The sequence below is a fragment of the Collinsella sp. HCP28S3_B9 genome (assembly GCF_052066095.1).
Lineage (GTDB): Bacteria > Actinomycetota > Coriobacteriia > Coriobacteriales > Coriobacteriaceae > Collinsella.
Window position 1 is genome coordinate 15,975 of sequence record NZ_JBQHST010000001.1, and the last position, 14,096, is coordinate 30,070.

14 protein-coding genes are annotated in these 14,096 nt (G+C 60.7%); 5 read left to right on the plus strand and 9 right to left on the minus strand.

Translation table 11 applies throughout. From position 1 onward, the window contains the following. Nucleotides 1–23: 23 nt before the first annotated feature. The 3 genes from ACTNBB_RS00090 to ACTNBB_RS00100 form a co-directional block, all read right to left on the minus strand. Complete coding sequence (locus ACTNBB_RS00090; protein WP_441056306.1) at nucleotides 24–2,537, minus strand: excinuclease ABC subunit UvrA; 2,514 nt, start codon at nucleotides 2,535–2,537, stop codon at nucleotides 24–26. A gap of 93 nt (nucleotides 2,538–2,630) precedes the next feature. Beyond that, the gene (locus tag ACTNBB_RS00095; RefSeq protein WP_441016544.1) at nucleotides 2,631–3,647 is read right to left on the minus strand and encodes an AAA family ATPase; all 1,017 of its coding nucleotides are present in this window, start codon (nucleotides 3,645–3,647) and stop codon (nucleotides 2,631–2,633) included. Between the two features lie 93 nt (nucleotides 3,648–3,740). Beyond that, complete coding sequence (locus ACTNBB_RS00100; protein WP_441056307.1) at nucleotides 3,741–5,744, minus strand: GTP-binding protein; 2,004 nt, start codon at nucleotides 5,742–5,744, stop codon at nucleotides 3,741–3,743. 245 nt (nucleotides 5,745–5,989) lie between these two features. Between ACTNBB_RS00100 and mscL the strand changes: the two genes are divergently transcribed. Next, entirely contained in the window at nucleotides 5,990–6,415 is a 426-nt protein-coding gene (mscL, locus tag ACTNBB_RS00105; protein WP_154517006.1) for a large conductance mechanosensitive channel protein MscL, read from the plus strand. 117 nt (nucleotides 6,416–6,532) lie between these two features. On the opposite strand, the gene ACTNBB_RS00110 is transcribed toward mscL, so the two are convergent. Then, a complete protein-coding gene (locus tag ACTNBB_RS00110; RefSeq protein WP_441056308.1) occupies nucleotides 6,533–7,021 on the minus strand; it encodes an N-acetyltransferase in 489 nt (162 codons plus the stop codon). A 77-nt stretch (nucleotides 7,022–7,098) separates the two neighbouring features. Here ACTNBB_RS00110 and ACTNBB_RS00115 point away from each other — a divergent pair, with 77 nt between their 5' ends. Beyond that, on the plus strand, nucleotides 7,099–7,395 hold the full coding sequence (locus ACTNBB_RS00115) for a hypothetical protein (protein WP_441056309.1): 297 nt from the start codon (nucleotides 7,099–7,101) through the stop codon (nucleotides 7,393–7,395). A 48-nt stretch (nucleotides 7,396–7,443) separates the two neighbouring features. Here ACTNBB_RS00115 and ACTNBB_RS00120 read toward each other — a convergent pair whose 3' ends face one another. Then, complete coding sequence (locus tag ACTNBB_RS00120; protein ID WP_441056310.1) at nucleotides 7,444–8,148, minus strand: class I SAM-dependent methyltransferase; 705 nt, start codon at nucleotides 8,146–8,148, stop codon at nucleotides 7,444–7,446. A 440-nt stretch (nucleotides 8,149–8,588) separates the two neighbouring features. Between ACTNBB_RS00120 and ACTNBB_RS00125 the strand changes: the two genes are divergently transcribed. After that, nucleotides 8,589–8,990: a hypothetical protein gene (locus tag ACTNBB_RS00125; protein WP_441056311.1), complete on the plus strand. Its 402-nt coding sequence runs from the start codon at nucleotides 8,589–8,591 to the stop codon at nucleotides 8,988–8,990. Between the two features lie 129 nt (nucleotides 8,991–9,119). Here the strand turns inward: ACTNBB_RS00125 and ACTNBB_RS00130 are convergent, their stop codons facing one another. Then, nucleotides 9,120–9,935 (minus strand): putative RNA methyltransferase, encoded by an 816-nt coding sequence (locus tag ACTNBB_RS00130; RefSeq protein WP_441056312.1) that lies wholly within the window; start codon nucleotides 9,933–9,935, stop codon nucleotides 9,120–9,122. A 178-nt stretch (nucleotides 9,936–10,113) separates the two neighbouring features. Between ACTNBB_RS00130 and ACTNBB_RS00135 the strand changes: the two genes are divergently transcribed. After that, on the plus strand, nucleotides 10,114–11,496 hold the full coding sequence (locus tag ACTNBB_RS00135; RefSeq protein ID WP_441056313.1) for an MATE family efflux transporter: 1,383 nt from the start codon (nucleotides 10,114–10,116) through the stop codon (nucleotides 11,494–11,496). 27 nt (nucleotides 11,497–11,523) lie between these two features. On the opposite strand, the gene ACTNBB_RS00140 is transcribed toward ACTNBB_RS00135, so the two are convergent. Beyond that, the gene (locus tag ACTNBB_RS00140) at nucleotides 11,524–11,829 is read right to left on the minus strand and encodes a LysR family transcriptional regulator substrate-binding protein (protein ID WP_441056314.1); all 306 of its coding nucleotides are present in this window, start codon (nucleotides 11,827–11,829) and stop codon (nucleotides 11,524–11,526) included. 61 nt (nucleotides 11,830–11,890) lie between these two features. Between ACTNBB_RS00140 and ACTNBB_RS00145 the strand changes: the two genes are divergently transcribed. Then, nucleotides 11,891–12,616 (plus strand): uracil-DNA glycosylase, encoded by a 726-nt coding sequence (locus tag ACTNBB_RS00145; protein ID WP_441056315.1) that lies wholly within the window; start codon nucleotides 11,891–11,893, stop codon nucleotides 12,614–12,616. A 50-nt stretch (nucleotides 12,617–12,666) separates the two neighbouring features. Here ACTNBB_RS00145 and ACTNBB_RS00150 read toward each other — a convergent pair whose 3' ends face one another. Then, nucleotides 12,667–13,347: an SDR family NAD(P)-dependent oxidoreductase gene (locus tag ACTNBB_RS00150; protein ID WP_441056316.1), complete on the minus strand. Its 681-nt coding sequence runs from the start codon at nucleotides 13,345–13,347 to the stop codon at nucleotides 12,667–12,669. 9 nt (nucleotides 13,348–13,356) lie between these two features. Next, nucleotides 13,357–14,079: a VUT family protein gene (locus ACTNBB_RS00155; protein WP_441056317.1), complete on the minus strand. Its 723-nt coding sequence runs from the start codon at nucleotides 14,077–14,079 to the stop codon at nucleotides 13,357–13,359. Between the last annotated feature and the right edge of the window lie 17 nt (nucleotides 14,080–14,096).

Below are 14,096 nucleotides of genomic sequence, written 5' to 3' on the forward strand. Positions count from 1 at the left end.
GGACTGTCCCTTTGCCTCATTGTCTATAGGTAGCGGCCAGTAATGCTCTTGGAGCAAGCAGCGATATCCGCCGGAGTGCCGGCGCAGACGACTTGCCCGCCCGCATCGCCACCGCCCGGCCCCATGTCGATCACATAATCGGCATTGCGGATAAGGTCGAGATCGTGCTCGATCACGATAACCGTGGCGCCCTTGGCGACGAGGCCGTCAAACACGTTCAGCAGCACCTGAACATCGAGCGGATGCAGGCCGATCGTGGGCTCGTCGAATACGAATACGGCATCGTCCTGCACGCGGCCCATCTCGCTCGCAAGCTTTAAGCGCTGCGCCTCGCCGCCCGAAAGCGCCGGCGTGGGCTCACCGAGTGTAAGATAGCCCAAGCCCAGGTCGTGCAAGGTCAGCAAGCGCGCCTGAACCTTCTTGAGCCCCACCGTGGCGTCGAGAGCCTCGTCCACGCTCATGTCCATGAGCTGCGGCAACGCAAGCTTGCTCCCGTCCTTGCCCTCGCGATGGATATGCGAAGCCGTGTCTGCATAACGCGAGCCTCGACATGCTGGGCAGATGATCTCGACGTCGGGCAAAAATTGCACGTCGAGCGATATCGAGCCCGTGCCATCGCATGTGGGGCAGCGCAAGGCGCCAGTGTTGTAGCTAAAGGCACCCGCCTTGTAGCCGGCTGCCTTGGCCTCGGGCGTACGGGCGAAGGCGCGACGCAGCTCATCATGGATGTCGGCATAGGTCGCAACCGTCGAGCGCACGTTGGCGCCGATAGGTGTAGCGTCAATCAGGTTTGCGCGTGCGATACCCTCGGCGTCGACCCAGCGCACATGGCTTGGCAGGCGCTCGCCAGCTGCCTGGGCCTTAAGCGCCGGGATGAGTGTCTCGAGCACCAACGTCGTCTTACCCGAACCCGAAACGCCCGTCACCGCAACGAGACGGCCGCGCGGTATATCGACTTCGAGCGGTTTGACGGTATGGATGGCATCGGTTGCCATGCGGATGTGGCCCTGATCGAACATTTCCTCGTCAGTCACCTGCGGACGCATACGCTTGGACTCTGCGCGCAAAAACGGGGCGATGCGGCTGCCCTGCGATTTTTCGACCTCGTCCACCGTGCCAGCGGCAATCACATTACCGCCGCCAGCTCCGGCAACGGGGCCCATCTCGACCAGATAGTCGGCTTCCACCAGCACACGTGTATCGTGGTCGACAACAACCACGGTGTTGCCGTCATCCACCAGATCGCGCATCACGCCCACCAAGCCGTCGACATTGGCAGGATGCAAGCCAATCGAAGGCTCGTCCAACACATAGAGCACGCCCGTCGATCGGTTGCGCACCACGCGGGCGAGCTGCACGCGCTGACGCTCGCCCGTGGAGAGCGTGGCACCGGCGCGATCGAGCGAAAGGTAGTCGAGACCCAGATCGACCAGGCGACGGGCCGCGCTCAAAAACGAATCGCAGATATCCGCCGCCATGGGCCGCATCTCGGCCGGCAAGGATGCGGGCACCCCGTGCACCCACTCAACCGCATCACCAAGCGTCATGGCCGCGGCCTGCGCCAGATTGATACCGCGCACCTGGGGCTGGCGCGCAGCCTCGGAGAGGCGCGTGCCGCCACAGTCACGACATGGCCCCTCGCGCAAAAAGCGCGCCACGCGTTTTAAGCCCTTATCGTCTTTGACCTTGGCGAGCGCGTTCTCGACGGTATAGACGGCGTTGTAATAGGTAAAGTCGAGCGGCGTGGCGCCCTCGCCGTTTTTGGGAACGTAGAGAATGTGCTTCTTAACCGCCGGGCCGTGGAACACAATGTCACGCTCTTGAGGCGTGAGCTGGTTAAACGGCACGTCGGTACGCACACCCATCTCGCCTGCCACTTGCTTCATCAGATCCCACATGAGCGTGCCCCAAGGAAGCACCGCGCCTTCGTTGATAGTCTTGGACTCGTCGGGCACCAGGCTCGCCTCGTCCACCTCGCGCATGACACCGGTGCCGCCGCAGGTGGGACACGCGCCGCCGCTGTTAAAGGCAAGGTCCTCGGCACCCGGCGCGTAGAACTCACGGCCGCACTCGGGGCACGTGAGCGACAGGCCCGCGGCCACGTTAAGGCTCGGCTCCACGCGCGCCCCGCAGTGCGGGCACACGTGATGGGCGCAACGGCTAAAGAGCAGACGCAGGCTATTGTTGAGCTCGGTCATGGTACCAAAGGTCGAGCGCACACCCGGCACGCTGGGGCGCTGATGCAATGCAAGCGCCGCCGGTACGTGCAGCACCTCGTCCACCTGGGCATGTTCGGCCTGCGTCAGACGGCGGCGGGTATAGGTGCTAAGCGCCTCCAGGTAGCGACGCGAGCCCTCGGCGTAAAGAACGCCCAGTGCCAGCGAACTCTTGCCCGAACCCGATACGCCAGCAATACCCACGAGCTTTCTCAGCGGAATATCGATATCGATGTCCTTGAGGTTGTGCACACGCGCGCCACGTACCTCTATAGCCTGCGGGCTCATCTTCTGTTCCGTCACCTTTATCACCCTACTCATGCCATAAAACGCGGTCGCGGATGCACTCGCCCAGCATGGGCACGGTAAACCGGACGAGACCGTATCCGGCAGCCTCGATGACGCGCTCGCGAATCAGGCTTGCGCGATATTTGCTCGCTCAGCTTTGGGTGGGTCGCAGCGCTCAATGATGGCCGCCATGCGCGTCGGCTTGCCCCCATCAGCCGCCATGACCTCGGTAAAGAGGCGCTGCGGACTGCGCAACCCGTAATACAAGGGAGCGTCCACTGCTTCATAGAACTCGGAGATGGCATCCGCGTAGCCAGCCTCGACATCGCACACTTCAATGACCCGCGAGTCACGCCGGACAGCAGACCTCCACATGTAATATCCCACCAGCTGAACCATATAGGGATGCCCCATGCTCTTGTGCGCCGCAAGGTCCGCCGTCTCCGCATCAACGAAAAGACCAGTGCCTTTGACCGTCTGGATATATGAATCGCGCACTTTGGGCAAAGAAATCGCACCCAGCGTACGCTGCTGGGCGCGGCGCAAAAACGTTACGATCGGCTCTTCGAGCAAGTCATCAACCATGCTGGGCAAGCCGGCAAAAACCAGCGCAAGACCGTGCTGGTCTCTATCGGGCAAGCCCGTAGCATCCTGGTCTCCGAGCACCTGCTGATAGAGAACGGCCAGCGCCGCCAGCTCCTCGATAGATGCCGATTGGGCCTCGTCAATCGCAAACAGTAAGCCCTTTCCCGGCCCGAGTTTCTCGAGGCGTTCGTTGACTAACCCGCGCAACGTCTCGCCTTTTGCCCGCGCCGCCTCGACCGACATCCGGCCAAGTGACGGCCCGAACTCCATTGACGTCGCAACCGACATATTCGAGCGAAGCGCATCGGCCAGGCGGTCGCATAGGCCAAGCGAGGCGGAATCAGAGACAACCGCCCATCCGCGCTCGCTAGCTAAACGCTGCAGCTCCCGCAAGAGAACCGTTTTGCCATAGCCGCGGTTTCCCGTAATGAGCATGAGCCTGCCCGGAGCTCCGGCGCCGTTATCGAGCCCTTCCTCGAAATCTTCGATGACCGACTCGCGGCCGATGAGTATCGGAGGCCGCTTACCAGCCGTGGGCTTAAAGGGATTTGGATTCATGTCGGCCTCCTCGGATTGGCAAACCCTGGTAACAGTTATACCAACTTATACCGAGTTATACCAACAGGATGCGACAAAGAGACTGACCCTCCATCACCTATGGCCGAAAAACTCGACGTCCGCCGCTCGCCAGGGGCGGAAGGTGGCGGGATCGACCTTTACGTGCGCCGCGGCGGGCACGTCGTACCATTTGACCGTGTAGCCGGCGCCGTGAGAGCAAAAGACCGAGTCGGGCGTGTTGGGTAGATCGGCCTCGGGCTCATAGGCGGCCGTCTCGATGACGCGCTCGGCATCATGGCATGCCGCATAACCGGCGAACTCCAGGTACAGATGCCCGCGACCGCTCGTGTAGGCGGCCACCTCCAGCGCATAATCCTGCGCCTCGGATGCCGGCACGCGACCCACAAGCTTCGCCCGTTCGCCCGCCATCGTCGGCGGCTCGTACTCGGCACCCATGCGCGTGGCGTCTGACAACGCCCTGCCCACACACTCCCCCGGCACCTCGAGCTCAAAGCGATACCACGGCTCCAACAGCACCGCCGCGCCGGCCTCACGCGCCTGCATGAGCCCCTGGCGAATCGCGCGGTACGTGGCCTGACGAAAATCGCCGCCCTCGGTGTGTTTGGCATGCGCGCGGCCGCCCGTGAGCGTAATGCGCACATCGGTGATGGGCGAGCCGGTCAGCACGCCCAGGTGATCGCGCTCCATGGCGTTGGTGAGCGCCAGACGCTGCCAGTTAAGATCGAGCTCGTCGGTCGAAGTCACGGTGCCAAACTGCACGCCCGAACCCGCTGGCAACGGCTCCAGGCTCAGATGCACCTCGGCATAGTGGCGCAGTGGCTCAAAGTGGCCCACGCCCTCGACCGGCTGCGAAATGGTCTCCTTATAGAGAATGCCGCCGGGCTCAAACGAAATCGAAAGGCCAAAGCGATCGACCAACACCCGCTGCACGACCTCGAGTTGCACGGCACCCATCAGCTGCAGGTGAATCTGCTCCAGATGAGTATTCCAGCTTACGCCGAGCATGGGGTCTTCGTCCGCCAACTCAGTCAGCGCTTTAAACACCGCATGGACATCGTGTTCGCCCGGAAGCACCGTATAGGTGAGGACCGGAGCGATGACGGGCGCATCACACACGGGCTCCGCACCCAAGGCGTCCCCTGGGCGAACGTGCGCAAGACCTGTCACGGCACAAATACCGCCAGCAGCAACTTCTTGGGCAAGCTCATACTTTTCGCCGTTATAGATGCGCACCTGATCGACCTTCTGTTCCCATACCTCGGCACCGGAACGTCCGCTGATCATCTGTTTTGCACACAGTGTGCCGCCGGTCACTTTAACCCATGCCAAGCGCTCGCCGCGATCCCCGCGGCTGACACGATAGACGCGCGCGGCAAACTCCGGAAGCCATATCTGTTCGCGCATCAACGCGCATATGCCATCCAGCAGCTCGCTCACGCCCTGGTCCTTGAGCGCCGAGCCGGCAAAGCAGGGAAAGAGCTTGCGCTCGGCAACCATGCGCGACAGCGTTGCGACGGAAAGCTCACCTGCCTCAAGAAACTCCTCGAGCGCCGCCTCGTCCAACGCAGCAGCGTCCTCCTGAACGGCGCCGCCCTCCAGCAGTTCGTTGGCATCCAGGCAGCCTTCGGAAAGACGCCGCCCAAGTTGTGTCAGCAAAACATCGCGGCCGGGATTCTCCAAATCGATTTTGTTGATATAGATGAACGTCGGAATGTCATAGCGTGCAAGCAGGCGCCACAGGGTTTCGGTGTGCCCCTGCACGCCGTCGTTGGCGCCCACAACTAAAATCGCGTAGTCGAGTGCGCGCAGCGTGCGCTCCGCCTCGGCAGAAAAATCGACATGCCCCGGTGCATCCACGAGCATGACGCGGGTATCACCGTGGTCGAGCACGGCCTGCGACGAGAAAATCGTAATGCCGCGCTCGCGCTCGATCGCGTTAGTGTCCAGATGCGAATCGCCATCGTCCACGCGGCCGCGCTTACGAATGCGACCCGCATCGAACAGCATGGCCTCGGCCAGCGTGGTCTTGCCAGCATCGACATGCGCCAAGATTCCAACGACCGCTTGCTTCGACATGGCTCTCCTCTTATTGCAAGCCCGTCGCACGCGGAAACGGGCGCTCTCGTTCCACACTGGATGATACAATTTACGAGCCGGCGGGCGAAGCGGGCCCTATCCCCCGACCGAGCTCATCGCCCCGCGTTGCCGCGCGGCGATTTTCGTAGGTTCGCGCCTTGCGAAAGCCGGCACCTCCCCTTTTTGCCTGCCCGAGCTCATCCGGGGCGGCAACAACGCGAACCCCACAACAGCGAGGAGTCACCATGAAGACATTGCTCAACGAGTTCAAGGAATTCATCAATCGCGGCAACGTGATGGACATGGCCGTCGGCGTGATTATCGGCGGCGCATTCACCGCCATCGTGACCTCACTTACCGATAACATCATCAACCCGCTTATCTCCGTGATTGCCGGCGGTAGCGCTACCGAGATCTCGGGGCTGGTGGTGCCGGGCACTAATATCGACTTTGGCGCCTTTATCGGCTCGTGCATCAATTTTTTGATTGTGGCGGCAATCGTCTTTGCCATCGTCAAGGCATTCAACAAGGCGCAGGAGATCGGCGACAGGCTCGCCGGTGCCACCGCCGAGGAAGCCGCACCGGCACCCGTCTGTCCGTATTGCCTGGAAGAGGTGCACGAAGGCGCGACCAAGTGTTGCCACTGCGGAAGCGAGCTGCCCCGAGCGTAGGTGCCTTAGAGCCGACAGCGAGCGGCATCCACCACCTTGCAAAACGGCGCAGCGATCAAAATGGCCCCACCCGGGGCCATTTTCGCTTACATGGAGCGTAGATACGCGCCCCCGCTCTTATGCCTCGCGCAGCCAGTCAAATGCAACACGCGGCGTGCCGTCCGACACATACACGACGCCGGCACGCTCAAACCCCGCTTTAATACTCGCGCCCTGCATGGGCAGGTTGTCCCGATGCGTATCGATACGCAGGTGGTCGGCACGCTCTTTGGCAAAGGCGAACATCGCAGCCGCGATACCGTGCACGGTGCCGTCGGACGCCACACGGTGCAGCACGGCGTACGGAGTGTCGCTACGCCATCGCCCGTCCTCAATTACGTCATAGCACTCGTCCGGGCCCGGTAAAAAGGCAAACGTCGCCACCACGCGGCCGTCGACTTCGAACACATAGCTACCACCGGCGGCGATATCGGCAGCCAGCTGCTCGGCAGAAGGCGTGCCCTCGGGCCACTGCGTGGCGTTGCCATGAGCACGCATAAAGGCACGGGCCACGTCATAGATAGCCATGACGGCGGGAATGTCGGTATCGAGGGTTTTTCTGATCATCACGCGGCGACCTCACGTTTATTGGTATCACTTTGATTGAGCAATGATACCAGCGTTTGAAGAGGGGCGAGAAGCAGATGGGAAGCAAAAAGCGAGCCGCCTGGTCAAAGGCCAAAAGCGAGTTTTTGGGCGCTGCCACCGGCGGCGAGATGAGCGACCTGTTTGCGCGCGAGAACGAGCGCCGCGACGCCCTGAACGCCGAGCGCGATGAAGCCTGGCGCTACAAGTCGTGCGAGCGCAAAAACCGTTACGACACACGCGCCGAGGCCGAGGCCGTTATGGCCGACTGCGAAAACCGCGGGCGGCGTGGTTTGGCCTGCTACAAATGCGAATACTGCGGCGGCTGGCACCTGACGTCGCACCCTTGGAAATAGGCCCCGCATCGGCACGGCACTGACGGAGCGCCAACCATCGCACGCAAGCTACGGGCGCGGCGGCACCAAAACATCGTAACGAACGGCCTTGCCCGCAAGTTGATAGCTCGGCTTAATGCCAGCAAGCAGCGGCCCCTTCACCGGCCGCTTGATAACGACCTTGCGCGGGCGCACCGCAAGCGCAGCTTCGACCAGCGTCTCCTCATCGGCACACGGCTGTTCCAGATGATGCAAGAGTTGGAACTTCTTTTTAACCGCCGCGCTCTTTGTGCGCTCGGGAAACATGGGGTCCAGATACACCACGTCGGGAGCGGTGAGCTCGCCCTGCCCGATCAACTCAGTTATATGGTGAAGGCCGGCAATGCTGTCCTCGCCCGCATGTAAGCGCATGCGGGCCACGGCAGTCGCAAGCGCCGGATCATCTGCCGCGCGATCCAAGGCATCCTTGAGGAGCGCCGCGATCACGCAATCCTGCTCATACAGATCGACGGTAAAGCCCGCAGCCGCCAGCAGCAGCGAATCCTCGCCAAAGCCTGCCGTGGCATCAATCGCCCATGGGCACTCGACGCCTTTTGCGCGCGCAGCCTTTACCAACAGCTCTTGCTGCAGACGGCCCTGTTTGAGCCGTGGCAGCATGCGGCCAAAATCGGCACGCAACTCCATCGTGCCGTCGGTGAGCGTGAGGCCCGCGGACTTCCCGATCAGCTCAAGCCCCGCGGCCCGAGCAACAGAAAAGGGATCGACGACGCCCATGGGTACTCCTTAACAAGCAAAATGAATACGTGAGCGCCGTTTATGCCAGCACCCAACCGTCCGCTATTGTCCCACATGCGACATGGCCCACAGCATCCCAATGCAAAGCACCGCCATCAATCCCGTGCACACGGCAGCGATCACAGAATCGCCCATGCGCCTTCCCAACGACCGCGGCTCATGCACTCGCCCTGCTCCGTACATCATGGCTCCTCCTTAAGAACAGCTCCTTGTTACGGTCTCATCATCGCAGCGCCGCACATGAGCTGCCATCGATTTGGCTTACGTCCAGCTTTCCTTTTTGAAAGGTCGGATTGGGCTGCGCGGGCTCAAAGCGCTTTCAGGCGCACGCATCGCTGCGTTGAACTACAATGTGCTTCACCATATGTGCAACACATGGGCTACGCCAGATCGGCGTACTCGTATCGAAAGGACCAGCCATGAGCTCCGCTCGCAAGACTCTCAAAATCCTTGCCCTCATCTACTTTGTTTTGGGCATCGCCAACCTCGTCATCGCCGGCATCGGTATCGCCAGGGGCAGCCTCGATTCCACGTACGGGTCGAACGCCATGCTCGCCGCGGTCGTGCTTGTCGTCAAAGGCATTGTCGATCTTTCCGCAGGTGTTGCGGGCATCAAGGGCGCCAACAAGCCCTCGCAGGTGGATAGCGCGTTTAAGCTCGGCATCGTTGCCGCAATCGCCACGATTGCGCAGGCCGTGCTCACACTTCCCGCACTCGGCGGCAGCGCCGTCAATATCGGTGCCTTTGTCATCGTGCTCTACGACCTGTTCTTTGTTCAGCAGGCGCACGCCGTTAAGGCCGAGAACAAGGACCGCCTGTAGGCACTCGCTTCTCATAACCCCTGCAGCCAAGCAACTAACATGGGCCGATTGCGCAGTAACGCGGTCGGCCCTTTACATTTGCCCAGATAAAACCTGCCAAAATAAACCTGTCCCTTTTTGGCAGGTTGGTTAGCTGTGGCGGTACTCGGCAATGATGAAGTCGATGTCGGTTTTAAGGGTGTCCAGGTTTGCCAGGCGCTCTTTGTCGGTAGGGCGTGTGCGGTAGTAGTACGGCGTCATCTGGAACACCGCCTCGATGTCGGCCTGGGTCTGGAGCGTAATATTCGCGGACACCCGCTGTGTGCCGACCAGTTTAAGCTCCATCGTCTTCGGAAGCTTTTCGTCGTTGATGTACGGCGTGTCGTAGAGCACCTCCTTGAGCCCAAAGAGATGACGGGCACCCGGCACCACGGTGTAGAACGAACCCTCCGGCGCCAACACGCGGGCAAACTCGCGCTCGTTAAAGGGAGCAAAGAGCTCGGTCACCATATCGAAGGCACCATCGGCCACTGGGATGTCTTTCATGTTGGCCACAAAATAGGTCGCATCGCCGCGCTTGGCGGCCAGGCGTACCATTTCTTTGCCCAGGTCAAAGCCATAAGCGTCCACGCCCGGCACCGCGCCCATGGCGCTGGTGTAGTAACCCTCGCCGCAGCAAATATCGAGCAGCGTCATGGGGCCGCCTGTAGACGCAGCACGCCCAGAAACCCATTTGCGCACCAGCTCGACCATTGCATCGCGCAGCGGCGCATAGTAGCCACGGTTCAAAAAGTCACGACGGCTGCGTGCCTGCGACTTGGGATCGCCCATGGAGTCGCCGCTCTTGGACGAACGTAGCAGATATAGATAACCCTCGCGCGCACGGTCAAACCGGTGTCCGCCCGCGCATGCAGCACCGCGCTCGTCGTCCACCAACGGCTCATGGCAAACGGGACACAACAACATGGCAACTCCTTAGCGCGAACAACACAACGTACACCATTGTCGCACGCCTTCCCCACCTAGTCATTGGGGACGTTCTTGAATGACTAGTCGTTTAAGAACGCCCCCAATGACTAGGTGATTAGGAGTATCATCGTCTGCGCAAATAAGCACGAAATAGCACGTTAGAGATTGAGAGCGTATGGCTGATACCGCATCTAAGCACATCGACATGACCACCGGCTCACTGTGGCGCAATATCCCCCTGTTCGCCTTGCCCGTGGCCGCCACGAGCATCTTGGAGCAGCTGTCAAACCTCATCGCCACGGTCATTATCGGTAACTTCTCGGGCGACCAGGGAACCCTCGCCATGGCGGCAGTCGGCTCCAATGTTCCGCTTACCAGCCTTATGCTCAACCTGTTTATTGGCATGTCGCTTGGCTCCAACGTGGTCATCGCCAACGCTATCGGCCGCAACGATCAGAATATGGTCAAACGCGCCGTCCATACCTCGATTTTAATGGCGCTCGTGGGCTTTGTCGTCATCGCTCTGGGCGAGATCTTTGCCGAGCCCATGCTCGCCGCGCTCAACGTTCCCGCCGAGACCATGCCGCTCGCTTCGCTCTATCTACGCGTCTTTTTGCTCAGCATGCCCTCAATCTTGCTCTACAACTTTGAGTCCGCGATCTTCCGCTCCGTCGGCATCACCCGCATGCCGCTGCAAGCGCTTGCCGTGTCCACCGTCCTCAACATTGGCCTGGACCTCATCTTTGTCCCCGTACTCCACTGGGGCGTCGCGGGTGTCGCCATCGCCACCGTCATCGCCTACACCGTCAGCGCCGCTACACTCTTTATCCGCCTGCTCAAGACCGACTCCGTCGTCCGCGTCACCCCGCGCGACCTTGCTATCGACCCCGTCGCCCTCAAGCGCATCGTCAAGATCGGCCTGCCCGCCGGCATCCAAAGCGCCGTCTTTGCCGTCGCCAACATCATCATCCAGTCCGCCATCAACAGCCTGGGCACCGAGGTCATGGCGGCCTCGAGCGCCGCCATGAGCCTGGAGTACGTGTGCTACAACCTGCTCAACAGCTTTAGCCAGGCTTGCACCACCTTTGTGGGGCAAAACCACGGTGCCCGTCAGATCGACCGCTGCACCAAGACCCTTAAGGTCTGCCTGGTCGAAGGCGGTATCGTCGCGCTCACCACGATTATTGTTATTGTCGGCCTGGGGCGCGAGATCTTGTCGTTGTTCAACAGCGATCCCAACATCGTCTCAATCGGCTATATCCGCGTGTGCTCGATCTTCCCTGCGTACGCCTTTAGTATGTTCTACGAAAACATGTCCGGCTACCTGCGCGGCTTTGGCATCTCGCTCATGCCCGCCCTTATCACCATGATCTGCGTCTGCGGCATCCGCTTCTATTGGGTATTCTGCGTGTTCCCGCACTTCCGCACCTTTGCGAACATCATGATGGTCTACCCCATCAGCCTGGGCACCACGGCGTTCTTTATGGTCGTGGCGGTACTACTCTGCCACCCGGCACGCACCTATCGCGCCACCCAAGCCAAAGCGACAGCCTGCTAAACACCGCACTCAACGCCACGCCAGTCATTAATTGACAATATGCGAGCTCATATAGTCGATAAAGCGCCTCGTGGCGATAGGCATGGTGTCCCAGCTGCGCCAGGCCGCCACTACGTCGCGTGAGGGGGCGTGCACGATGGGACGTACGCGAATATCGGCACGCATGCCCTCAACGGTACGGCGATACAGCATACTCACGCCCAGGCCCTCCTCCACCATCGCCATGATGGTGTAGTCGTCGGTGACCTCGCTCGTCACGTGCGGCGACAGGCCATACACCGCGAATGCATCGAGCACGTCTCGAAGACCCCGCCCCTCATACAGCCGCGGCATAAAGGCAACCGGTGCGCCTTTACAATAGATGCCAACGTAGCATTTGCCATAAAGGAGCTCCATGGACACCGCAACTCGCGACCGCAACATAGCAACTTGGTTGGGCGATGCGCCGCAGCCGGTACGTGACACTACGAACCAGCTGCTCGAGCGCATCGCCCTTTTGCGTGCCGAGCAGACCATCTACCCGGCACAAGACGACATCCTCAATGCCCTCGCCTACACGCCGGCCGACCAGGTCAAAGTTGTCATCTTGGGCCAAGACCCCTATCACGGACCCAACCAGGCCATGGGGTTATCGTTTTCGGTCCCCGCGACGCAAACCAAGTTGCCGCCAAGCCTGCGCAACATCTATAAGGAACTCAAAGCCGATCTGAGTTGTTCCATTCCCGCCACGGGAGATCTGACGCCATGGGCACAACAGGGCGTCCTGCTCCTCAACACTACGCTCACCGTACGCGAGCATGCCGCGAACTCACACGCCAAGCTGGGCTGGAGTACGCTCACCGACTACGTTATCGAACGCTGCTGCCAGCTACCCCAACCGGTAGTCTTTTTGGCATGGGGCCGTTTTGCCCAGCAGATGGTGGAGGGCAAGCTCGCCACAATCGGCGCGGGCAAAACAACCGGCAAGTTCTGCCTTGCCTCCACGCACCCCTCGCCGCTTTCGGCCAACCGTGCCACGGCAGAACTCCCCGCTTTTATGGGGTCGCGACCCTTCTCGGCAGCCAATCGGCTACTCGAACAGCACGGCTCGACCCCCGTCAACTGGACTTGTCTCGGCTAAGAATCGATACATCACAAACGCGCCCGACGGCTTTCCATCGGGCGCGTTTCCTATTCGGGCCAAATAAATTGCGTGCGGCCGGCCTCGCCACCATCAATGAGCAGGCTCTGCCCGGTCATAAACCGGTTGGTCACGCCCACAAAGTAGATCCACTCGGCAATCTCTTGGGCGGTAGCCCAGCGTTTAAGCGGCGTGAGCTCCATAATCTGGTTCCACAGGTGCTCGTCTTCCATCACGCAACGGTTGAGCGGCGTGATAACGCCGCCCGGGTCCACACTGTTGGCGATGGCCTGCGGTGCCAGGCGGTTTGCAAGGTTCTTGGTGTAGGCGATAACGCCGCCCTTGCTGGCAGCATAGGCGGGAAACTCCGATCCCGTATGCCCGCTCGCCGACCCCACATTGACCACGGATTTGATAGCCGACGCCGGCTTGGCAGCAAGCCCCTCCCCCACAAAGGCGTAGCACTCGGTCACGTTGATGGTGCCACACAGGTTGGCGGCGATGTCGTCAGCCGAATCCTGCGTACCGGCAACGTTCACGATTACCTGGGGTTCAAGATCGCCTGGAAACGAGTCCGGCTCGCGTACATCAACGACCAGATGGCGATAGCGCTCGTGTTCGATCGCCGCCGGCAGCAGATCAAAGCCCACTACCTCGTGGCCCTCGTCCAAAAAGCGCTGCACGCACGCGGCTCCGATACCGCCCGAAGCGCCCGTGATCAAAACCCGCATACTTGCTCCTTAGGCGGTTGCGTGGCGCTCAAGGTACTCGGCGCCCACATTCTCGCGCTCCCAGCCGCGCACGACCTTGTAGCCCACGGGGCTCAGGAAGACCTCGCACAGCAGCTCGGCAACAGCGCCGGTCAGCGAGCACATAAGGACCTGCACCCAGGTCCAACCAAAGAACGTGTGGCTCACCACAATGGCAAAGACCAGGTTGTCGATAAACTGGCCAACACCCGTGGACACATAGGAGCGGAAGGCGAAGCTCGCAAAGTTATTCTTTTTGAGCATACGGCCGAGCGACTGGTTGAGCGTGGAGTTAACCACGGCAGAAGCGAGCATTGCCAGCGAAGAGCCCAGCACCACGTACCAGGTGCCGCCGACAGTGGCGTTAAGGGCGGTGTTGACCTCGATCATGCCCGTGTCGTAGTAGGCGCCCCACATACCGGGCGTGAGCGAGCACGCCCAAAAGCACAGGCTCACGGCAAGGTTGACCGCCAGTGCGAGGATAGAGATTTTGATGGATGCCTTGGCGCCAAAGCGCTTGCAGATCATGTCCTGGCACAAAAACGAGACCCAGCTCACCACAAAGCCGCAATCGAGTGCCAGATACGGCAGGCTGATGAGCTCTTTGTTGGCCAGCAGGTTCATCATGATGACGCTCACGAAAAACAGCGAAACCGTTGCCGCGGGAATGCTCCGCAACAGGACCTTGTAGTCCTCCATGACCTTCTTGATCATTATGTACTCCTTTGGTT